Source organism: Massilia phyllostachyos (assembly GCF_021044825.1).
Lineage (GTDB): Bacteria > Pseudomonadota > Gammaproteobacteria > Burkholderiales > Burkholderiaceae_D > Telluria > Telluria phyllostachyos.
On record NZ_JAJNOC010000001.1, the window covers coordinates 126,633 to 146,093 of the forward strand.

The window sequence follows — 19,461 nt, forward strand, 5'->3', positions numbered from 1 at the left end:
TTTCCGCAAGGGAACTGATCTTTACAGCTGTTCACCAACCAGCGAGGCGACGCTGGTCGTGAAGCGCTGCCACAGCGGCCGTTCGCGGAATTCCGCCTTCGTCACCGGGTTGGCATGCTTCCAGTCGTCCTCGAAGATGGCGGCCTGCTCGCGCGCGAAGGCCGGGTCGAGGACGTTCAGGTTGGCTTCGTCGTTGATGCTGAACGAGCGGTTGTCGAAGTTGGTCGAGCCCACCGATACCAGCAGCTCGTCGACGATCAGCGCCTTCACGTGGTACATGGTTGGCTGGTACTCGGCCAGCTTGACGCCGGCGGCCAGCAACTCGCCCCAGCGTTCGCGCGAGGCGGCTTTCACCAGGTCGGAATCGATGTACTTGCCCGGCATCAGGATGCGCACGCGCACGCCGCGCCGCGCCGCTTCCATCAGGGTGCGGATGGTGAGGTCGTCCGGCACGAAGTAGGCGGCCGACAGGTCGATGGTCTTCCTCGCCGCGGTGATCGCCATCAGGTACATCAGGTGCATCGACTCGCTGCCGCCGGTCGGCGAACTCGAGAACATCTGGGCCGGCATGTCGCCGACGGGCGCCAGGGCCGGGAAATAGTCCGGGCCGTCGAGCACGGTGCCGGTGGCCTTCAGCCAGTTGTCGTTGAACACGGCCTGGATCTGGCCCACCACCGGGCCCTCGATGCGGAAATGGGTGTCGCGCCAGTGGTCCTTGTCCTGGGCGTTGCCGCGCCACTGGTCGGCGATGCCGACGCCGCCGGTGAAGCCGACCTTGCCGTCGATCACCAGGAGCTTGCGGTGGGTGCGGTTGTTCAGGCGCGCCAGTTTCCACCAGACCGGCTTGTGGTAGCGCTGCACTTCGACGCCGGCCTGCCTCATCGCGTCGATCTGCTTCAGGTCCATCTTCATGCTGCCCATGAAGTCGAGCAGGACGTGCACTTTCACCCCGGCGCGGGCGCGCTCCATCAGGGCGTCGGCGAATTCCTGGCCGATCGATTCGGACCAGTAGATATAGGTTTCGAAGGTGACCGTCTTCTGCGCGGAGCGGATCGCGTCCAGCATGGCGGGGAAGATCTGGTCGCCGTTGAGCAGGACCTCGACCTTGTTGCCTTCGAGAATGGGCGGGCCGAGCAGGACGCCGAGCGAGCGGCGGAATTGCGGGTCGTTGCTGTCGTAGAGCCGGCTGAGCCGGGTCTCGATCTGCTTCTCGTTCGGTGCGAAGTTGAGCAGGAGGATGCCGCCGATCAGCGTGAGGGCGGCAGTGACCAGGACGGTCCAGAAACGTTTCGGTGTGACGTGACGGCGCATGAGCTTGAAAGCAAAAAAAAACCAACGCGCGAGGCGTTGGTTTTCAGGTGTGGCTTGCCACTGCGATTAGCGAACGCGGCCGCGGCGCAGCAGGTTCACGATTGCCAGCAGGATGACGGCGCCCAGGAACGAAACCAGCAGCGAAGAAACGCTGAAGTCGTCCGAGTTGATGGTGCCGGTGCCGAACAGCGGCGACAGCAGCCAGCCGCCCAGGAAGGCGCCGACGATACCAACCACGACATTGAGAATCATGCCTTGTTCTGCGTCGGTTTTCATGACCATGCTGGCGAGCCAGCCCAGAATGCCACCGACAACGATCCAAATGATGAACAACATGGTGTACCTCCTAGAAAAATAGAAAACATACCCCCAGGCCAGTGAGTGCAGTGATTGCCGTGGCCATGGAGAAAAGTCTAGAGACCCATCCCCTTCAGGTCGGTGCGGCAACGAACGTTAGACGGCGAATCGCAAGGCCCGTTCTGGCGCTGGCCGGATTTCGGGTCAAGAGTGCGTCAGCGAACAGAAGAGACATGGGGCCGGGAATAAGGTTGAAAAACTAGTTTCCCGATTACCGATTAGCGACTACGTGCACCACTGAACCTACTGAAAGGATTCGTTATGAGCAGCTACGACAGCACCGGCAACAATAACCAGAACTCCCGCATGGTCACCGGCCTGTTCCCGGACCGCGCCAGCGCCGAACGCGCCTATAGCTCCATCTCCGACCGTGGCTACGGCAAGGACGACGTCAACCTCCTGATGTCCGATTCCACCCGCACCACCCACTTCGCCGACACCGACACCGAACTGGGCAGCAAGGCCGCCGAAGGTGCGGGCATCGGCGCCGGCATCGGCGGCACCATCGGCGCCGTGCTGGCCGGCATCGCCGCCGTTGGCACTACCCTGGTGCTGCCGGGCCTGGGCGTGGTCGTGGCCGGCCCGTTGGCAGCGGCCCTGGCCGGCGCGGGCGCGGGCGGCATCACCGGTGGCCTGATCGGCGCGCTGATCGGCGCCGGCATCCCGGAAGAACGCGCCAAGCACTATGAAGAAGGCATCAAGGGCGGCGGCATCGTGATGGGCGTGCACGCCCGTTCCGACGAAGACGCGCGCCACATCGAACAATCGTGGACCGACAACGGTGGCACCCACATCATCGGCACCGGCGTCGGCGCCCTCGGCGGCGCTGCCGCCGGCGCGGCCATCGGCTCGGCCGCCGGTCCGATCGGCACCGTGGCCGGCGCCGCCATCGGCGCGGTCACCGGCGGCATGGCCGGCAAGGGCGTGGGCGAAGTCGTGAATCCGAAGGCCGGCGACGACCTGTCGGAACACTATCTGGCCAAGGGCGTGGGTTCCAGCTCCGGCGCAGCGGTGGGCGCGATCGTCGGCGCGGCCGGCGGCCCGATCGGCATGGCGGCGGGCGCCGTCGTCGGCGGCCTGGCGGGCGGCGCGGCCGGCCGCGGCGCGGGCGAAGTGGTGAACCCGAAAGCGACCGACGACCTGAACGACCATAACCTGGCCCAGGGCGTGGGCGGCGCGGGCGGCGCGGCCGCCGGTGCGGTGGCCGGTTCGGTCGCCGGCCCGGTCGGCGCTGCGGCGGGCGCCGTGATCGGCGGCCTGGCCGGCGGCGCAGCCGGCAAGGGCACGGGCGAAGTCGTGAACCCGAAACCGGGCGACGAACTGCGTGACCACCACCTCGGCACCGGCGTCGGCGCGGCCGGCGGCGCGGCGGTCGGCGGCGCGGTGCTGGGCGGCGCGGTCGGCGGCCCGATCGGCGCGGTGGCCGGCGCCGGCATCGGCGCGGCGGTCGGCGGCATGGCCGGCAAGGGCGTGGCCAAGATGGTCAACCCGCAGGAAGAAGACGCCCACTGGCGCAACCAGTACCAGACCCAGCCCTACTATACCCCGGGCTACACCTACGACGACTACGCACCGGCCTACGCGCTGGGCTACAACTCGGCAGGCCGCTATCCGGGCAACTACGACATGCACGAGAACGAGCTGTCGACCGAGTGGGAACGCACCAAGGGCAACTCGCGCCTGAGCTGGGACCAGGCCAAGCACGCTTCGCGCGCCGCATGGCATAAGGTCGAGCGCGCGATCCCGGGCGACTACGACCGCGACGGCCGCTAATCCTTAGCGATCTTCAAGCGTAAAAAAGCCCCGGTGCCTGACGGTACCGGGGCTTTTTCAATGGGGCTGGGTTACTGCTTGACCGCTTCGACCTGGATCGCCAGCTTCACTTCCGGCGAGAAGCGCGGCAGGCCGTAGTTGACGCCGAAGTCGCTGCGCTGGAAGGTGCCGGTCACGTCGGCGCCGCACACTTCACGCTTGAGCATCGGGTGGTCGATGCACTTGAACTTGTTGATGGTCAGGGTCAGCGGCTTGGTCACGCCGTGCAGGGTCAGTTCGCCCTGGGCCGAGGTCGGGACGTCGCCGGTGAAGGTGATCGACTTCGACTTGAAGGTGGCGGTCGGGAACTTGGCGGCGTCGAAGATGTCCGGGCTCTTCGCGTGCTCGTTCATCTTGTCGTGGCCGAAGTCGATGCTGTCGATGTGGACGGTGATGTCGAGGGTGCCGGTCTTCTTCGCGCGGTCCAGGGTCACGGTGCCTTCGCTCTTGTTGAACTTGCCGCGCCAGACCGAGATGCCCATGTGGTCGGCCTCGAAGCTCGGGTAGGTGTGGCCCGGCTCGATCTTGTAGGTGTCGGCGGCGAAGGCGATGCCGGCGCCGAGGGTGCTGGAGGCGGCCAGGGCCAGGATCAGGTGCTTGATTTTCATGTGGACTTTCCCTTGGGGTTGAAAGGTTTATTGGCCCGCGCTGACGCGGAACTTGATGACGACTTCATCGGCGACCATGCTCGTGTCCTTCCACTCGCCTTCGCCGATGTTGAAGGCCAGCCGCTTGATCGGCAGCGCGCCTTCGAAGACCTGCTTGCCGCCCTCGCTCTTGACGGCCAGCGGGAACGTTACCTGTGCGCTGCGGCCCTTGATGTTCAGGGTGCCGCTCACGTTCAGCTTGCCCGCGCCGGCCGGCGCGATGCTCGAGGACACGAAGGTCGCCTTCGGGAACTGGGCCGCATTGAACCAGTCCTTCTTGGTGACTTCCTTGTTGTAGTCCGGGTCGCCCAGGTCGAAGCTGGCGGTCGCGATTTCGACGCTGGCTTTCGAGGCGGCCGGCTTGGCCGCGTCGTAGTCGATCTGCGCCGTGAACTGCTTGAACCTGGCCTCGACCGGCACGCCCATCTGCTTGAAGGTGGCGGTGACGCTGCTCTTCGCCGGGTCGGTTTTCAGGACGGCGGCGCCGGCGAGGGCGCTGGCGAAGGCGGATGCCAGCAGCAGGCCTTGGATTGCTTTCATGGGAACTCCTTGGGGGTGGAATCGAGACGCAGGCCGGGCAGCATGCGCGCCATCACGCCGTCGCGGTCGACGAACAGGTGCTTGAGCGCGGCCGCCACGTGCAGGGCGACCAGCGCCGCCAGCAGCATGTTGAGCCAGTAATGGGCATCCTTCAGCACGGCTTTCAGCTCGGGGTTGGGGCCGATGAGCACCGGCAGTTCGACCACGCCGAACCAGACGATCGGGTAGCCCGTCGCCAGACTGTAGAAATAGCCGGACAGCGGCACCGCGAACATCAGGATGTACAGCAGCCAGTGCAAGCCGTGGGAGGCGCCGCGCTGCCAGGCCGGCATCTCGTCGGCATAGGCGGGCGGATGCCGGAACAGGCGCCACAGCAGGCGCAGCGCGGCCAGCAGCAGGACCGTGACGCCGGCCCATTTGTGCCAGTTGAAGTACTTCAGCTTGGTCGGTGTGATCCCCGGGATATCCGTCATCACCAGGCCGAGCGTGAAGGTGCCGACGATCAGCAGGGCGATCAGCCAGTGCAGGACGATGGCCGTGGTGGTGTAGCGATGCATAGTTATCCCGGAGGAAAGTCGTACGAATTAGAACTAACTATAGCAAAGTTCCGGCTGTATTGCTGATGACGGGAATTTTTGGCTTCGTACACTAGCACGGAATGAAAAGCGTGCACAGCCATTGCCGCTGGAATGTAAAATCCGCCAACAGAACCGTTTATCAAAATATATTGGCGGACACATCCGCTGCCATGGAGCAGGATTGATGAGTTATCCCACCGAGGACAGGCGTCTGCGGCCTACGCGCATCGCGCTGGCCTGCTTGTGTGCGGCACTGGCTTGGCCGGCCGCCGCACAGTCCCAGGCTGACGAGCTGGCCGACCTGTCGATCGAGGAACTGGCCACCATCCAGGTCACCTCGGTGTCGAAGAAGCCCGAGCGCCTGCAGGATGCGCCGGCTTCGGTGTTCGTGATCACCGCCGACGACATCCGCCGCGCAGGCGCGCGCAGCCTGCCCGAGGCGCTGCGCCTGGCGCCCAACCTGCAGGTGGCGCAGCGCTCCAGCTACGGCTACGCGATCAGCGCGCGCGGCATGAACGGCAGCAGCAACAGCGCACCGAACAAGCTGCTGGTGATGATCGATGGCCGTTCCGTGTATGCGCCGCTGTTCTCGGGCGTGTTCTGGGACATGCAGGACCTGATGCTGGAAGACGTCGAGCGCATCGAAGTGATCAGCGGCCCGGGCGGCACCATGTGGGGCGTGAACGCGGTCAACGGCGTCATCAACATCAGCACGAAAGCGGCCGGTGCGACCCGGGGCGGCATGGCCGTGCTGCGTGGCGCGACGGACGGCGTGGACGCCGCCTTCCGCCAGGGTGGACAAAGCGGTGACATCGACTGGCGCGTCTACGGCAAGGCGCTGCGGCGCCGGCACAGCGAGGCCGAGGACGGCGCGCGCGTCAACGACGCCTGGCGCCAGGCGCAGGCGGGCTTTCGCGCCGACTGGGCGCGTGGCGAGGAAACGTTCAGCATCAACGGCAACGTCTTCCGCGGCGCGCCGGAGCAGCCGGAACCGGGCGAGATCTCGGTCAGCGGCACCCAGCTCCGCCTGGGCGAGATCGATACCGAAGGCGCCAACCTGACGGCGCGCTGGGAACGTGCGCTGAACGATGGCGGGCGATTGTCGGTGCAGGCTTACCTCGACCATGCGCGCCGCGACGTCCCGCCGACCTTCACCGAATCGCTGCAGATCGCCGACGTCCAGTTCCAGCACACGCTGCCGGCCTTTGGCCGCCACAGCCTGGTGTGGGGCGCCAACCTGCGCCATAGCTGGGACGACGTCGAGAACAGCGAGGCGATCGCCTTCCTGCCTGCGCGCGAAGAACAGACCTGGGCCAGCCTGTTCGCCCAGGACGAGATCGCATTGCGATCCGACCTGAGCCTGACCCTGGGCGCGCGCATCGAGCGCAACGACTACACCGGTAACGAATTCCTGCCGACCGCGCGCCTCTCATGGCGCCTGGCGCCGCGCCACGCGCTGTGGACCGCGCTGTCGCGCACCGTGCGCGCGCCGACCCGGCTCGACGCCGACGCCTTCATCCCCGGCCGCCCGCCCTACCTGCTGCGCGGCGGCCCGCGCGTACGCTCGGAAGTGGCGCGTGTGTTCGAGGTCGGCTACCGCGGCCAGCCGCTCGCGGGCCTGTCGTTCTCAAGCACCGTGTTCCACAACGAGTACGACCACCTGCGCACCCAGGAGATCGATCCGACCTACACCTATCTCATCTTCGACAGTTTGATGGAAGGGCGGGCCACCGGCATCGAGATGTGGGGCAGCTACCAGGTGACCCCGATGTGGCGCCTGTCGGCCGGCTTCACGGCCCTGCACGAACGGCTGCGCCTGAAACCCGGCAGCAACGACGCGGCCGGGCCGGGCACGGCGGGCAAGGATCCGGAGCATGCGCTGCAGCTGCGTTCGCACTATGCCTTCGACGACCCGCGCGAGCTGGACGTCGGGCTGCGCAAGGTGGCGGCGCTGGAGAATCCCGCGGTACCGGGCTACTGGGCGCTGGATGCGCGCTTCGGCTGGCGGGTGGCGCCGGGCGTGGAGGTGTCGGTGGTGGGGGAGAACCTGAATGGCGGCCACGCGGAGTACGGGGCGGCGGGAATGCGGGCGGAGATCGACCGCAGGGTCGGCGTCAAGTTGACGTGGTCCTTGTAGGGTGGGCGGAGGACCGCCCACGCTACATTAAATTGCCTTCGCGAGCTGCGCGGCGATGCCGGTGTAGTTCGCCGGCGTCATCGCCAGCAGCAGCTCCTTGGCTTCCTGCGGCACCGCCAGCTTGCCGATGAAATCCTGCAGCGCTTCGCGGGTGATGCCCTTGCCGCGCGTGAGTTCCTTCAGCTGCTCGTACGGGTTCTCGATGCCGTAGCGGCGCATCACGGTCTGCACCGGCTCGGCCAGCACTTCCCAGCTCGCGTCCAGGTCCGCTTCCAGGCGCGCGGCGTTGACTTCCAGCTTGTTCAGGCCGCGCAGGCAGCTGTCGTAGGCCAGCAGGGCGTAGCCGAAGCCGACGCCGATATTGCGCAGCACGGTCGAGTCGGTGAGGTCGCGCTGCATGCGCGAGACCGGCAGCTTCTCGGCCATATGGCGCAGCACCGCGTTGGCCAGGCCCAGGTTGCCTTCCGAGTTCTCGAAGTCGATCGGGTTGACCTTGTGCGGCATGGTCGACGAGCCGATCTCGCCGGCGCGCAGCTTCTGCTTGAAGTAGCCGAGCGAGACGTAGGTCCAGATGTCGCGGTTCAGGTCGAGCAGGATGGTGTTGGTGCGCGCGATGGCGTCGAACATCTCGGCCATGTAGTCGTGCGGCTCGATCTGGATGGTGTAGGGATTGAACACCAGGCCCAGGCGGTTCTCGATCACGTCCTTCGAGAAGGACGGCCAGTCGAAGCCCGGATAGGCCGACAGGTGGGCGTTGTAGTTGCCGACCGCGCCGTTCATCTTGCCGAGGATTTCGACGTCCGCGATGCGCTTCACGGCGCGCTGCAGACGTGCGACCACGTTGGCGAATTCCTTGCCGAGGGTCGTCGGGCTGGCGGTCTGGCCGTGGGTACGCGACAGCATCGGCAGCTCGGCATTGGTGTGCGCGATCTCGGTCAGCTTGGCGATGATCGCCTGCAGGGACGGCAGCAGCACGCCGTCGCGCGCGGCTTTCAGCATCATGCCGTGCGAGGTGTTGTTGATGTCTTCCGAGGTGCAGCCGAAGTGGATGAATTCGCTCGCCGCGACCAGTTCCGGCACGTCCTTGACCTGCTCCTTGAGCCAGTACTCCACCGCCTTGACGTCGTGGTTGGTGACCGCCTCGATCTCCTTGATGCGCGCCGCCTGGGCGTCGCCGAAGGTCGCCGCCATCTGCTCGAGGTGAGCGTTCGCTTCGTTCGAGAACGGCTTGATCTCCGGGAAGCCGGCCTGCGACAGCGCCTGCAGCCACGCGATCTCGACCTTCACGCGGTGGTGCATGAAGCCCGCTTCGGACAGGATGGGACGCAGCTTGTCGGTCTTCGACGCGTAGCGGCCATCCAGCGGGGACAGGGCCGACAGGGTAGGGGAAGGAACGGTAGAGGTCATGGCGGGCGGTCCGGGAAAAAACGCGGATTTTACCACCGGACGGGTCGCGCGGCCTTGCGGACACGGTGCGTCGAGCGCCGCGGCGGACTGTCCGGCGCAGACAATCGGCAAAACGTCGATGTTATACTGTCATCCAATCTTCTTATCCGGGCATGTATGAAACTCATCGGTTCGCTCACCAGTCCCTATGTGCGCAAAGTCCGCGTCGTGATGGCGGAAAAAAAGCTCGATTTCAGCCTCGCGCTCGAAAACGTCTGGGTGCCGGAGACCACCATCCAGGAGGTCAACCCCCTGGGGAAAATCCCCTGTCTCGTGATGGAAGACGGCAGCACCCTGTACGACTCGCGCGTCATCGCCGAATACCTCGACACCATCTCGCCGGTGTGCAAGCTGCTGCCCCCCAACGGCCGCGACCGCACTGAAGTCAAGGTCTGGGAAGCGCTGGCCGACGGCGTGCTCGACGCCGCCATCCTGGTCTTCCTCGAGCGCCGCGAACGCACGCCGGAACAGCAGAGCCAGAAGTGGATCGACCGCCAGATGAACAAGGTCCACGCCGGCCTGCGCGAGATGTCGTCGCGGCTGGGCGAGTCCAGCTACTGCATGGGCATCCACTACTCGCTGGCCGACGTCGCGGTCGGCTGCGCGCTGGGCTGGCTGGCCTTCCGCTTCCCCGACATCGACTGGCGCGGCGACTATCCGAACCTGGCGCGCCTGTTCGACAAGCTGTCCGAGCGCGCCTCGTTCCGCGACACCGTGCCGGTCCTCGCGTGAACAGCGCCGCCGCCACCGCGCCCTGCCTCGTGTTCGGCGAGGCCCTGGTCGACGACTTCAGCACCGAGCAGGTCGTCGGCGGCGCACCTTTCAATGTGGCGCGGCACCTGGCGGCCTTCATGGCGCCGCAATTGCTGGTCACCCGCATCGGCAACGACGCCGCCGGCCAGGCCGTGCGCGCCGAATTCGAGCGCTTCGCCATGAGCGAGGCCGGGCTGCAGCTCGACGCCATGGAAGAAACCGGCCGCGTGCTGGTCGAGCGCAGCGCGCGCGCCCACCGCTTCACGATCCTGCCCAACCAGGCCTACGACTTCATCGACCGCGACACGGCGCTGACGGTGGTGGAAGCGGCACAGCCGGGCATCGTCTACTTCGGCACCCTGGCCCAGCGCAACGAACGCTCGCGCACCGCATTGAACGCCCTGCTGGGCGCCACGGGTGCGCTGCGCTACCTCGACCTGAACCTGCGCGAAGGCCAGTACGAGGAACGCACGGTCACCCGCTCGCTGCAGGCGGCGAACATCGCCAAGGTCAACGAGGAAGAGCTGCAAGTCCTGTTCAAGTCCTACTTCCAGATCAAGCCCGACGATCCCGCCCTCTCGGCCGAGGAAGTGCGCGCTTCCTGCCAGGCGCTACTGCAGATGTTCTCGCTCGACGCCCTGATCCTGACCCTGGGGCACCGCGGTTCGGCCTACTTCAGCGCGGACGGCCAGGTAGTCACGCACCGCGACAACCCGGCGCCGCCGTTCGTCATCGACACGGTGGGGGCGGGGGATGCCTTTTCGGCGATTTTCCTGCTGGGGAAGATGCGGGGATGGGAGCTCGACGTTACCCTGGGGCGGGCCAACGAGTTCGCGGGAGCGATCTGCGCGATTCCGGGGGCGGTGCCGCGGGATCTGGGGTTTTATGATCAGTGGATGAGGAAGTGGCGCTGAGAATTAGCGCTGATGGCTGATCATATGAACTTGGGTTCCGGCCTTTGCCGGAACGACGGTTCAAACTGTGGTAGTGCTAATTTGCTTAGCTAGCCCTGAGACCGTCGTGCGCCCCACTGGGGCCCACGACTCCCGGCGAAGGCCGGGATCCAAGTTTACTTCGAGCAGAGTTACTCGCTGATCTGCGATTGCAGGTAGTTCTGAATCCCCACCTTCACAATCAGATCCAGCTGCGTCTCCAGCCACTCGATATGCTCCTCGGTATCCTCCAGGATCATTAGGAACAGGTCACGCGTCACATAATCCGCCGCCGCTTCCGCCGCCGCGATGCCTTCCTTGACCGTCAGCTGGGCCGCGCGCTCGAGCTTGAGGTCGCACTCCAGCATTTCCTGGGTCGACTCGCCAATGAGCAGCTTGTGCAGCGCCTGCAGGTTCGGCAGGCCGTCCAGCATCAGGATGCGGTCGATCAGCTTGTCGGCGTGCTTCATCTCGCCGATCGATTCGTCGTATTCCTTCTTCGCCAGCTTGCCGAAGCCCCAGTGGCGGTACATGCGCGCATGCAGGAAGTACTGGTTGATCGCGGTGAGTTCGTTGGTCAGCTGCGCGTTCAACAGACGCAGGACGTTTTGGTCGCCTTTCATGGGGATGCCCTTGATGGATTTCGAATGGGCTCCATGATATCAAACAAGCTGCCAATAAACGGCCAAAAATCGTCGAAAATCCTTAAAAAATGGCCCGAAAAGCGCTGAAAATCGCAAAAAACCGCTGGAATGAAAACCGTTCTCGTTCCATCGCGAGAACGCTTCTCAGTACCGCGGCAGGGACTTCCAAAAGGCGAAAAAAAAACCCCGCAACAAGGCGGGGCAGGAGAGATGTTCGGGACAGTTCAGGCCGTTTGCGGCATGCGGCGCACTTCGGTGATCGTGGTCTTGCTGTCGAGGTGTTCGTTCAGGACTTCGCGGGCGTAGCTGACGCACTTGCCGCACATGGTGCCGACGCCGAGTTCCTTGTGGAGTTCCGCCACCGAGGAGATGCCGAGGTCGACCGCCTGGCGGATTTCGCGGTCGGAGATGTTGTTGCAGACACAGACGATCATCGTTTCGCTTTCCTTGCCGTTTTCATCATATAAATGAGAATCAATCTCATTCGTGTTCTATTCTGATGAAACTCGGCCGCGTGCGCAAGCGATTTTTGCAGTGTGCGCGCAAATAGAGGCGAGTGTGATCAAGCTGCAAATAGAAATAATTCGCATTTAGGTTTATCATGCACCTATCTGTCTCATCAGCGCTACAAAGCCAGCGCATCTACCGGACGCGACCATGACTCTTGCTCCTCCCCTCACCACGCTCGACGCCCTCCAGGCCGGCCAGAGCGCGACCGTGATCCACCTGGCCCAGACGGCGCAGGAAGGCGGCGCCGACGTCCAGCGCCGCCTGATGGAACTCGGCTTCGTGCCCGGCGAGCGGATCCGCGTGCTCAAGCGCGTGCTGGGCGGCCCGCTGGCCGTCAAGGTCGGCGAATCCACCTTCGCCCTGCGCCGCTTCGAAGCGGCGCTCGTCTCGATCAAACCGGAATAAGCGGATGGGTGTAATGGAACAGCAGGTGGCGTCGCGCACGCCCCTGGTCGCACTGCTCGGCAATCCCAACTGCGGCAAGACCGCGCTCTTCAACCGCCTGACCGGCTCGCGCCAGAAGGTCGCGAACTACGCTGGCGTCACCATCGAGCGCAAGGAAGGCAGCTTCACTTCGCCCGGCGGCCGGCCTTTCCGCGTGCTCGACCTGCCCGGCGCCTACAGCCTGAGCGCCCAGACCCCGGACGAAGCGATCACGCGCGACGTGGTGGCCGGCCTGCGCGCCGGGGAAGCGGCGCCGGACGCGATCCTGTGCGTGGTCAACGCGACCAATCTGCGCCTGAACCTGCGCCTGGTGCTCGAGCTCAAGCGCCTCGGCCTGCCGATGGTGCTCGTACTGAACATGGTCGACGTGGCGAAGAAGCGCGGCATCGTCATCGACACCGGCAAGCTGTCGCAGGAAATCGGGATGCCGGTGGTCGAGACCGTCGCCATCCAGTCCGGCGGCGAACAGGCCCTGCTGGCCACGCTGGACGGCATGGTCTTCGCCGACAAAGTCAGCCCGCAGCCGCTGTCGGCGATCGACGCGGTGCCGGTGGAAGAGACCCAGCGCGAAGTGCGCCGCATCCTCGAACTCAGCGTCTCCACGAGCGCCGACACCGGCAACCTCACCGAGAAGATCGACAACGTGGTGCTGCACCCGGTGGCGGGTCCCGTCATCCTGGCCGCGCTGATGTTCCTGATCTTCCAGGCCGTGTTCAGCTGGGCCGGCACGCCGATGGACCTGATCGAGGCGGGCGTCGGCGCGCTCGGCGAAGGCGTCGGCAAGCTGCTGGGCGAAGGCATGCTGCACAGCCTGATCGTGGACGGCATCATCGCCGGCGTCGGCAGCGTGCTGGTGTTCCTGCCGCAGATCTTGATTTTGTTCTTCTTCATCCTGCTGCTGGAAGACGTCGGCTACCTGCCGCGCGCGGCCTTCCTGCTCGACCGCATCATGGGCAGCGTGGGCCTGTCGGGCCGCGCCTTCCTGCCGCTGCTGTCCTCGTTCGCCTGCGCGATCCCCGGCATCATGGCGGCGCGCACCATCCAGAACCCGCGCGACCGCCTGGTGACGATCATGATCGCGCCGCTCATGACCTGCTCGGCGCGCCTGCCGGTGTACGCCTTGCTGATCGCCGCCTTCATCCCGGACCGCGAAGTGGCCGGCCTGATGAACCTGCAGGGCCTGGTGCTGTTCGTGCTCTACATGGCCGGCATCCTGAGCGCGATGGCGGTGGCCTGGTACATGAAGCGCCGCAGCGACTTCAAGCAGCACGCACTGATGATGGAACTGCCGGCCTACCACTGGCCGCAGCCGGGCGCGCTGGCCGTCGGCCTGTGGGAGCGCGCGAAAGTGTTCCTGAAGCGTGTCGGCACCCTGATCCTGGCCATGATGGTCCTGCTCTGGCTGCTGTCGAGCTTCCCGGGCGCCCCCGAAGGCGCGACCCAGCCGCCGGTCTACTACAGCGTCGCCGGCATGATCGGCCGCGGCCTCGAATACATCCTGGCCCCGATCGGCTTCGGCTGGCAGATGGCGATCGCGCTGGTGCCGGGCATGGCCGCGCGCGAAGTCGCGGTCGGCGCCCTGGGCACCGTCTACGCGCTGTCGGGCGGCGACGATGCAGCCAACGCGCTGGCGCCGATCCTGGCCCAGACCTGGTCGCTGGCCACCGGCCTGTCGGTGCTGACCTGGTACATCTACGCGCCGCACTGCCTGCCGACCCTGGCGACGGTGGCGCGCGAGACCGGCAGCCGCCGCTACGCCTGGATCATGGCCGGCTACATGTTCGGCCTGGCCTACGCGGCCTCCTTCATCGTCTACCGCACCACCCTGTTCTTCACCGGAGGGTAAAACCATGTGGCAGGAAGTCATCGTCGGGATCATCGTCGCGCTGGCGCTGCTGTACGCCGTCGCGAAGTACCTGCCCGAACGCTGGCGCCACGCGCTCGCCGGCCGCCTGGCGCGCGGCGGACGCGCCGGCCGCTGGCTGGTGAAATGGTTCGACGCCACCGCGAGCTGCGGCACCGGCTGCGGTACGGGCTGCGGCAGCTGCGGCCCGTCCGAGCCCACGCCGCCTTCGGGCAAGGGCAAGGTCATCCAGATCCATCCGCGCCGCTAAGGCGCACACACCCGGGCCCCCGGCACTCAGCGCGCCGGCACCTCCACCACGTGCCAGGCCTTGCCGACCCCGTCGCCGGCCTTGTCTCCCGCCTTCTTGTCCTTGATAAAGGTGTACAGCGGCTTGCCACGATGGGCCAGCTGCACGACGCCGTCCTCGCGCGTGACAATCGACCAGGGCTCTGGCAGTGCGCCGGCCGGCGCCTTGACCGGCGGCCAGTTTCTGGCGCATGTATCGACACAGCTGCTCTTGCCGCTGCCGGCGGCGTCCTTGTCGTAGGTGTAGACGGTCATGCCGGCCTGATCGACCAGTACGCCGTGCGCGGCCCTCAGCGGCGGCGCGTCGAAGGCGAAGGCAAGGCTGGAAAAGAGCAGGGCAAGGACGGCGAAGCAGGAACGCAGCATCATGATGGACTCCTGATTGGATCATGCAGAGATAGACCGCGAATCTACGCGGCCGTTCCCGCTAAATCCGCCACGGCCTTGATCAGGCGCTGGGCATCGTAGGGCGCATGCACCTTGATGTCGTTGTCGAAGTAGCAGTAGACGTCGCGCGCCTTCTTCCTCGGCGGCGCCAGCGTCGAGACCAGCCGCGCGTTCTCCGGCTGGCGCCCATGGCGCCAGGCATCGATGCGCGCCGCCCAGGCCGCGATCGCCGCATCCCCGTAGCCGCTCGCATACAGTTCCTGGTCGCCATGCAGGCGGATGTAGACGAAGTCGGCGGTGACGTCCTCGCACAGCGGCCAGCGTCCCGCGGTGTCGGCCACCACCAGCGCCACGTTGTAGCGGCGCAGCATGGCGACAAAGGCCGGATCGCGGAAACTTTCGTGGCGGATCTCGACCGCATGGCGCATCGGCCGGCGCGGCCCGGCGTCGAGCGACACCTTGCCCTCCATGCGCGGCTGGTATTGCCGCGCCAGCGCCAGGGCGGTATCGGTATCCTGCGGCAGCAGCGACAGGAAATGCTCAAAGCGTTCCGGCTCGAATTTCACCATCGGCGGGAATTGCCACAGGAAGGGCCCGAGTTTCTCCTTCAATTCGAACACGCCCGAGGCCAGCACGTTCGCCAGCGGCCCTTCGATGTCGCGCAGCTTGAGCATGTGGGTAATGAATCGGTTGCCCTTGACCGCGAACACGAAGCCGGGCGGCGTGGCGGCATGCCAGGCCGCATAGCTGGACGGCCGCTGCAGCGCGTAGAAGGAACCGTTGATCTCGATGCTGGGCAGCTGGGTCGCGGCATATTCCAGCTCGCGGTGCTGGGCCAGGCCGGGCGGATAGAACTTGCCGCGCCACGGCACGTAGCGCCAGCCGGAAATCCCGATGTAAACCGATCCGCTCATACGCGCACCTTACATCGGTCCGCCTGCCGGCTTGCGTGCGGCCACGCACCGAGGCGCGCTGTTGGCAGGTGCGCAACAATGGTAAGCTGGCAGCCCCAACACAACCCAGAGACCCGCGCCATGATCGTCGTCCACCACCTGAACAACTCGCGCTCGCAGCGCATCCTGTGGCTGCTCGAAGAGCTGGGCCTGGACTACGAGATCAAGAAATACCAGCGCGACCCCAAGACCATGCTGGCGCCGCCCGAACTCAAGGCCGTGCACCCGCTCGGCAAGTCGCCGGTGATCACCGACGGCGCGAATGGTGACCTCGTCGTGGCCGAATCCGGCGCCATCGTCGAATACCTCGTCGGCCGCTACGGCAACGGCCGCCTGGTGCCGGCCGCCGGCACCCCGGAACGCCTGCGCTGGACTTATTTCCTGCACTTCGCCGAAGGCTCGGCGATGTCGCCGCTCCTGATGAAGCTGGTGTTCGACAAGGTCGAGAACGGCCCCATGCCCTTCTTCGCCAGGCCGATCGCACGCGCCATCGCGCGCAAGGTCAAGGACGGCTTCGTGATGCCGAACATCCGCAGCCAGCTGGACTTCCTCGAGGCCGAACTCGGCAAGTCCGCATGGTTCGCCGGCAACGAATTCAGCGCCGCCGACATCCAGATGAGCTTTGCGCTGGAAGCGGCCGCCTCGCGCGGCGGACTGGGCAGCCAGTATCCGCGCCTCGGCGCATTCCTGCAAAAAATCCACGCGCGCCCGGCCTATGTCCGCGCACTCGAACGTGGCGGCAAGTACGACTACGCCTCGTAACTGAAAATTTTTAACCGAAAGGTGTTGTAAGGACGCATACAGCTGGTTTCTTTGGCAATTCCTGCATGCAATAATGTCGGCTTCGACCATGCGGGAGTTCCCATGCCAATCTTGTCGCGCCGTCTCCGTCCTTCGCTGGCCTGGGCGATCCCTGCCGTCCTGGCGTTGGCCGCCGGCTGCGGCCGCCAGGACGATGCTCCCGATACCCAGGCTCCAGCCTTCAGCGCCTCGAGCGGCCAGGTCCAGCCGGCCCGCGCCAACGCCGTCACCTATTACGCGGCGGCGCGCTTCGCCGACCAGGTCAGCTTCGGCGCCACCCCGGCCCTGATCGCCGACATCCAGGCCCGGGGCTTCGAGGGCTGGATCGACAGCCAGTACGCGCTGCCGGCCTCGATCATCGACACCAGCCCGATCGTCAACTACGACAGCCAGATCCCGGCACTGGGCCACCAGGCCTACCAGTATGCGCACCGGCAGCTGTACGCCTCCTTCCTGAACGCGCCCGACCAGTTGCGCCGGCGCGTCAGCTGGTCGCTGTCGCAATTCATCGTCACGGCGATCAACAAGATCGAGCCCTACGGCGGCCTGAGCTACTCGAACTTCCTGCAGCGCCACGCCTTCGGCAACTATGGCGAGCTGCTGCGCGCGGTGACGATGAACCCGGCGATGGGCATCTACCTGGACAACCTGCAGAACCGTCCCACCACCGACGAATGCAAATGGTGCGCGCCGAACGAGAACTATGCGCGCGAACTGCTGCAGCTGTTCACCCTGGGCGTGGTCAAGCTCAACCTCGACGGCAGCATCCAGCGCGACGCCGCCGGCAAGCCGGCCGAAACCTATAGCCAGAAGGATGTCGAGGAACTGGCGCGCGCACTGACCGGCTGGCGCATCGACGGCGACTACGACCGCACCGACTACCGCCGCTACGACAAGGAACTGATCCCCGACCCGTGGCGCGCGGCCCACGACCGCGGCGCCAAGAACGTGCTGGGCCGCGCCTTCCCGGCCGGCGTCGAAGCGCGCCAGGAACTCGACGCCATCGTCGCGCTCCTGATGGGGCACCAGAACATCGCGCCCTTCGTGGCGCTGCGCCTGATCCAGCACCACGTCACCAGCGACCCCAGCCCGGCCTACGTGGCGCGCGTGGCGGGCGTGTTCCGCAGCAGTTCGGGCGACATGAAGTCGGTGATCAAGGCGGTGCTGCTCGATGCCGAGGCGCGCCAGGGCGACCAGGCCGGCAGCGGCGGCGCCCAGGCCGGCAAGATGCGCGAGCCGCTGCTGTGGTACACCGGCCTGCTGCGCGGCATGGGCTGCAAGCGCCAGCTGAACTGGAGCGACGGCAACCTGATGAACTCCTCGCAGAGCCCCTTCGATCCGGCCAGCGTGTTCAGCTTCTACATGCCGACCGACCGCGCGCCGGGCAGCAACATCCTGTCGCCCGAGCAGCGCCTGCTGAACGCTTCCGAACTGTCCTGGCGCCTGCAGAACGGCATCGCCGAAGGCGCCCGCGCCGCCGGCGGCGACTGCAACGCGGCCGAGTTCGAGCGCGCCTTCCGCAGCTCGCCGGCGGCCCTGGCCGACCTGGTCAACGAACGCTACTTCCGCGGCGCCATGCCGGCGGTGCTGCGCCAGAACCTGATCGAGCTGGCGCCCAGCACCTGGGGCAACACCCCGGCCGAGAAAGCAATCAGCCTGGTGCAGTTCGCCCTGGCGACCCCTTACTATGGAGTGATCCGCTGATGGACCGCCGCCACTTTCTTCGTTTTGCCGGCGCCGCGCCGGTGGTCAGCATGCTCGGCGCCTCGAGCCTGCTGGAATCCGGCCCGGCCCACGCCGCCGGCGACGACTACCGCGCCCTGGTGGTGGTCTTCCTCAACGGCGGCAACGATGGCCTGAACAGCCTGGTGCCGCTGGACGGCGCCTACAACGACTACGCCGCCGCCCGTCCCGAACTGGCGATCGGCAAGAGCGTCCTGACGGCGCTGGCCGGCAGCAGCGGCGGCCATACCTACGGCCTGCATCCGGCCCTCGCCCCGCTGGCGCCCCTGTACAACAACGGCCGCCTGGCCTGGATCGCCAACGCCGGCCCGCTGGTGCAGCCGGCCACCGCGCGCCAGGTGATCGAGCGCACGGTCGCGGTGCCGTCCTTCCTGCTGTCGCACAGCGACCAGGTGATGTGGCAGCAGGGCTGGCTGGGCGACAGCGACACCAGCGGCTGGGCCGGACGCGCGCTGGAACTGCTGCCGAGCAGCCTGCGCAACGCCGCCAACGCGGTCACCATGAACAACGACCGCACCCTGGTCCTGGGCCGCAATTCGCCGGTGTCCTTCCTGAGCGCCTGGGATTCGCGCTACTGGGGGCAGGCCGACCTGGCGCAGCCGCAGACGCCGGCGGCGCAGGCCCTGAACCGCATGGCGCGCTGGCAGTTCGCCAACGGCTACGAGGCCGAATACGCGCGCACCTTCGGGCGCAGCGTCACCGAATCGACGCTGTTCACCCAGGCCGCGCTCGGCGCCAAGGATCCGCAAGGCGACTTCGGCGGCGACGAGCTGTCGCGCTGCCTGCGCAAGCTGGCTTCGCTCCTGCCCGAGTTCAAGAAGCGCGGCTTCAAGCGCCAGGTGTTCCTGGTCCAGTGGGGCCAGTTCGACACCCACGCGGCCCAGCGCGGCACCGGCCCCACCAGCCAGGATGCCCAGCTGGCGACGCTGGCGCGCGCGATGACGGCGTTCGACACCGCCAACCAGGCCGCGGGCCTGGACCAGAACGTGGTCTCGCTGACCATGAGCGACTTCGGCCGCACCCTGCGCCAGGCTTCCGGCGGGGGCAGCGACCACGCCTGGGGCAACCACTGGTTCGCGCTGGGCGGCCCGGTGCGCGGCGGCCAGGTGGCCGGCGCCCTGCCCACGCTCACCCTGGGCGGGCCGGACGACTCGGATCCGAACGGCGGCGGGCGCTTCGTGCCGACCATCTCGACCGACCAGGTGGGCGCGACGCTGATGCAGTGGCTCGGCCTGGCCCCGTCGGACTTCGACAAGGTGTTCCCGAACCTGGCCAACTTCAGCCAGAAGACCATCAACCTGCTGCACGCATAAG

Annotated in this window: 20 protein-coding genes; 10 read left to right on the forward strand and 10 right to left on the reverse strand. The window is 66.4% G+C overall.

All coding sequences use genetic code 11. The features are described from left to right. Positions 1 to 21 precede the first annotated feature (21 nt). Positions 22 to 1,311: a cardiolipin synthase gene (gene cls / locus LQ564_RS00420; RefSeq protein ID WP_231056122.1), complete on the reverse strand. Its 1,290-nt coding sequence runs from the start codon at positions 1,309 to 1,311 to the stop codon at positions 22 to 24. Positions 1,312 to 1,377: 66 nt separating this feature from the next. Next, positions 1,378 to 1,647 carry a GlsB/YeaQ/YmgE family stress response membrane protein gene (locus tag LQ564_RS00425; RefSeq protein ID WP_036212790.1) on the reverse strand — a complete coding sequence of 90 codons (270 nt, stop codon included), beginning with the start codon at positions 1,645 to 1,647 and terminating at the stop codon, positions 1,378 to 1,380. Between the two features lie 282 nt (positions 1,648 to 1,929). Between LQ564_RS00425 and LQ564_RS00430 the strand changes: the two genes are divergently transcribed. Then, positions 1,930 to 3,441 (forward strand): glycine zipper domain-containing protein, encoded by a 1,512-nt coding sequence (locus LQ564_RS00430; protein WP_231056123.1) that lies wholly within the window; start codon positions 1,930 to 1,932, stop codon positions 3,439 to 3,441. Positions 3,442 to 3,512: 71 nt separating this feature from the next. On the opposite strand, the gene LQ564_RS00435 is transcribed toward LQ564_RS00430, so the two are convergent. From LQ564_RS00435 to LQ564_RS00445, 3 genes are read right to left on the reverse strand one after another with little or no spacing between them, the layout of a single operon-like run. Next, complete coding sequence (locus tag LQ564_RS00435) at positions 3,513 to 4,088, reverse strand: YceI family protein (protein WP_231056124.1); 576 nt, start codon at positions 4,086 to 4,088, stop codon at positions 3,513 to 3,515. A gap of 27 nt (positions 4,089 to 4,115) precedes the next feature. Beyond that, positions 4,116 to 4,667 (reverse strand): YceI family protein, encoded by a 552-nt coding sequence (locus LQ564_RS00440; RefSeq protein WP_231056125.1) that lies wholly within the window; start codon positions 4,665 to 4,667, stop codon positions 4,116 to 4,118. After that, on the reverse strand, positions 4,664 to 5,224 hold the full coding sequence (locus LQ564_RS00445; protein WP_231056126.1) for a cytochrome b: 561 nt from the start codon (positions 5,222 to 5,224) through the stop codon (positions 4,664 to 4,666). Before LQ564_RS00445 ends, LQ564_RS00440 begins: the two co-directional genes overlap by 4 nt. Positions 5,225 to 5,429: 205 nt before the next feature. On the opposite strand from LQ564_RS00445, the gene LQ564_RS00450 reads away from it, so the two are divergent. After that, a complete protein-coding gene (locus tag LQ564_RS00450; protein WP_231056127.1) occupies positions 5,430 to 7,382 on the forward strand; it encodes a TOL_0244 family TonB-dependent receptor in 1,953 nt (650 codons plus the stop codon). A 27-nt stretch (positions 7,383 to 7,409) separates the two neighbouring features. On the opposite strand, the gene purB is transcribed toward LQ564_RS00450, so the two are convergent. Further along, positions 7,410 to 8,789: an adenylosuccinate lyase gene (purB, locus tag LQ564_RS00455; protein ID WP_231056128.1), complete on the reverse strand. Its 1,380-nt coding sequence runs from the start codon at positions 8,787 to 8,789 to the stop codon at positions 7,410 to 7,412. A 156-nt stretch (positions 8,790 to 8,945) separates the two neighbouring features. Between purB and LQ564_RS00460 the strand changes: the two genes are divergently transcribed. Both LQ564_RS00460 and LQ564_RS00465 read left to right on the forward strand, forming a co-directional pair. Beyond that, on the forward strand, positions 8,946 to 9,560 hold the full coding sequence (locus LQ564_RS00460; protein WP_231056129.1) for a glutathione S-transferase C-terminal domain-containing protein: 615 nt from the start codon (positions 8,946 to 8,948) through the stop codon (positions 9,558 to 9,560). Continuing rightward, the gene (locus tag LQ564_RS00465; RefSeq protein ID WP_231056130.1) at positions 9,557 to 10,495 is read left to right on the forward strand and encodes a PfkB family carbohydrate kinase; all 939 of its coding nucleotides are present in this window, start codon (positions 9,557 to 9,559) and stop codon (positions 10,493 to 10,495) included. The genes LQ564_RS00460 and LQ564_RS00465 overlap by 4 nt, the downstream gene beginning before the upstream one ends. 170 nt (positions 10,496 to 10,665) lie before the next feature. On the opposite strand, the gene bfr is transcribed toward LQ564_RS00465, so the two are convergent. Both bfr and LQ564_RS00475 read right to left on the reverse strand, forming a co-directional pair. After that, positions 10,666 to 11,136: a bacterioferritin gene (gene bfr, locus LQ564_RS00470; RefSeq protein WP_231056131.1), complete on the reverse strand. Its 471-nt coding sequence runs from the start codon at positions 11,134 to 11,136 to the stop codon at positions 10,666 to 10,668. 245 nt (positions 11,137 to 11,381) lie between these two features. Beyond that, positions 11,382 to 11,591, reverse strand: a complete 210-nt coding sequence (locus tag LQ564_RS00475; protein WP_231056132.1) for a (2Fe-2S)-binding protein — start codon at positions 11,589 to 11,591, stop codon at positions 11,382 to 11,384. A 223-nt stretch (positions 11,592 to 11,814) separates the two neighbouring features. On the opposite strand from LQ564_RS00475, the gene LQ564_RS00480 reads away from it, so the two are divergent. The 3 genes from LQ564_RS00480 to LQ564_RS00490 are packed head-to-tail and all read left to right on the forward strand — an operon-like array spanning position 11,815 to position 14,225. Next, complete coding sequence (locus tag LQ564_RS00480) at positions 11,815 to 12,072, forward strand: FeoA family protein (RefSeq protein ID WP_231056133.1); 258 nt, start codon at positions 11,815 to 11,817, stop codon at positions 12,070 to 12,072. A 4-nt stretch (positions 12,073 to 12,076) separates the two neighbouring features. Further along, the gene (gene feoB, locus LQ564_RS00485; RefSeq protein ID WP_231056134.1) at positions 12,077 to 13,957 is read left to right on the forward strand and encodes a ferrous iron transporter B; all 1,881 of its coding nucleotides are present in this window, start codon (positions 12,077 to 12,079) and stop codon (positions 13,955 to 13,957) included. 4 nt (positions 13,958 to 13,961) lie between these two features. Continuing rightward, positions 13,962 to 14,225, forward strand: a complete 264-nt coding sequence (locus LQ564_RS00490; RefSeq protein ID WP_231056135.1) for a DUF6587 family protein — start codon at positions 13,962 to 13,964, stop codon at positions 14,223 to 14,225. 26 nt (positions 14,226 to 14,251) lie between these two features. Here the strand turns inward: LQ564_RS00490 and LQ564_RS00495 are convergent, their stop codons facing one another. Together LQ564_RS00495 and LQ564_RS00500 are read right to left on the reverse strand one after the other, a co-directional pair. Continuing rightward, the gene (locus LQ564_RS00495; RefSeq protein ID WP_231056136.1) at positions 14,252 to 14,632 is read right to left on the reverse strand and encodes a COG4315 family predicted lipoprotein; all 381 of its coding nucleotides are present in this window, start codon (positions 14,630 to 14,632) and stop codon (positions 14,252 to 14,254) included. A 41-nt stretch (positions 14,633 to 14,673) separates the two neighbouring features. After that, on the reverse strand, positions 14,674 to 15,564 hold the full coding sequence (locus LQ564_RS00500) for a DUF72 domain-containing protein (RefSeq protein ID WP_231056137.1): 891 nt from the start codon (positions 15,562 to 15,564) through the stop codon (positions 14,674 to 14,676). Between the two features lie 120 nt (positions 15,565 to 15,684). Between LQ564_RS00500 and LQ564_RS00505 the strand changes: the two genes are divergently transcribed. The 3 genes from LQ564_RS00505 to LQ564_RS00515 all read left to right on the forward strand — a co-directional run bounded on the left by LQ564_RS00505 (position 15,685) and on the right by LQ564_RS00515 (position 19,460). Next, positions 15,685 to 16,365 (forward strand): glutathione S-transferase, encoded by a 681-nt coding sequence (locus tag LQ564_RS00505; RefSeq protein WP_231056138.1) that lies wholly within the window; start codon positions 15,685 to 15,687, stop codon positions 16,363 to 16,365. A 102-nt stretch (positions 16,366 to 16,467) separates the two neighbouring features. Next, positions 16,468 to 18,108 (forward strand): DUF1800 domain-containing protein, encoded by a 1,641-nt coding sequence (locus LQ564_RS00510; RefSeq protein WP_231056139.1) that lies wholly within the window; start codon positions 16,468 to 16,470, stop codon positions 18,106 to 18,108. Next, a complete protein-coding gene (locus LQ564_RS00515) occupies positions 18,108 to 19,460 on the forward strand; it encodes a DUF1501 domain-containing protein (RefSeq protein WP_231056140.1) in 1,353 nt (450 codons plus the stop codon). The genes LQ564_RS00510 and LQ564_RS00515 overlap by 1 nt, the downstream gene beginning before the upstream one ends. Position 19,461 lies beyond the last annotated feature (1 nt).

Excerpts from the sequence above, each read along its gene's own strand:
- cls (WP_231056122.1), bottom strand. The coding sequence starts at position 1,311 with ATGCGCCGTCACGTCACACCGAAACGTTTCTGGACCGTCCTGGTCACT.
- LQ564_RS00425 (WP_036212790.1), bottom strand. The coding sequence starts at position 1,647 with ATGTTGTTCATCATTTGGATCGTTGTCGGTGGCATTCTGGGCTGGCTC.
- LQ564_RS00430 (WP_231056123.1), top strand. The coding sequence starts at position 1,930 with ATGAGCAGCTACGACAGCACCGGCAACAATAACCAGAACTCCCGCATG.
- LQ564_RS00435 (WP_231056124.1), bottom strand. The coding sequence starts at position 4,088 with ATGAAAATCAAGCACCTGATCCTGGCCCTGGCCGCCTCCAGCACCCTC.
- LQ564_RS00440 (WP_231056125.1), bottom strand. The coding sequence starts at position 4,667 with ATGAAAGCAATCCAAGGCCTGCTGCTGGCATCCGCCTTCGCCAGCGCC.
- LQ564_RS00445 (WP_231056126.1), bottom strand. The coding sequence starts at position 5,224 with ATGCATCGCTACACCACCACGGCCATCGTCCTGCACTGGCTGATCGCC.
- LQ564_RS00450 (WP_231056127.1), top strand. The coding sequence starts at position 5,430 with ATGAGTTATCCCACCGAGGACAGGCGTCTGCGGCCTACGCGCATCGCG.
- purB (WP_231056128.1), bottom strand. The coding sequence starts at position 8,789 with ATGACCTCTACCGTTCCTTCCCCTACCCTGTCGGCCCTGTCCCCGCTG.
- LQ564_RS00460 (WP_231056129.1), top strand. The coding sequence starts at position 8,946 with ATGAAACTCATCGGTTCGCTCACCAGTCCCTATGTGCGCAAAGTCCGC.
- bfr (WP_231056131.1), bottom strand. The coding sequence starts at position 11,136 with ATGAAAGGCGACCAAAACGTCCTGCGTCTGTTGAACGCGCAGCTGACC.
- LQ564_RS00475 (WP_231056132.1), bottom strand. The coding sequence starts at position 11,591 with ATGATCGTCTGTGTCTGCAACAACATCTCCGACCGCGAAATCCGCCAG.
- LQ564_RS00480 (WP_231056133.1), top strand. The coding sequence starts at position 11,815 with ATGACTCTTGCTCCTCCCCTCACCACGCTCGACGCCCTCCAGGCCGGC.
- feoB (WP_231056134.1), top strand. The coding sequence starts at position 12,077 with ATGGGTGTAATGGAACAGCAGGTGGCGTCGCGCACGCCCCTGGTCGCA.
- LQ564_RS00490 (WP_231056135.1), top strand. The coding sequence starts at position 13,962 with ATGTGGCAGGAAGTCATCGTCGGGATCATCGTCGCGCTGGCGCTGCTG.
- LQ564_RS00495 (WP_231056136.1), bottom strand. The coding sequence starts at position 14,632 with ATGATGCTGCGTTCCTGCTTCGCCGTCCTTGCCCTGCTCTTTTCCAGC.
- LQ564_RS00500 (WP_231056137.1), bottom strand. The coding sequence starts at position 15,564 with ATGAGCGGATCGGTTTACATCGGGATTTCCGGCTGGCGCTACGTGCCG.
- LQ564_RS00505 (WP_231056138.1), top strand. The coding sequence starts at position 15,685 with ATGATCGTCGTCCACCACCTGAACAACTCGCGCTCGCAGCGCATCCTG.
- LQ564_RS00510 (WP_231056139.1), top strand. The coding sequence starts at position 16,468 with ATGCCAATCTTGTCGCGCCGTCTCCGTCCTTCGCTGGCCTGGGCGATC.
- LQ564_RS00515 (WP_231056140.1), top strand. The coding sequence starts at position 18,108 with ATGGACCGCCGCCACTTTCTTCGTTTTGCCGGCGCCGCGCCGGTGGTC.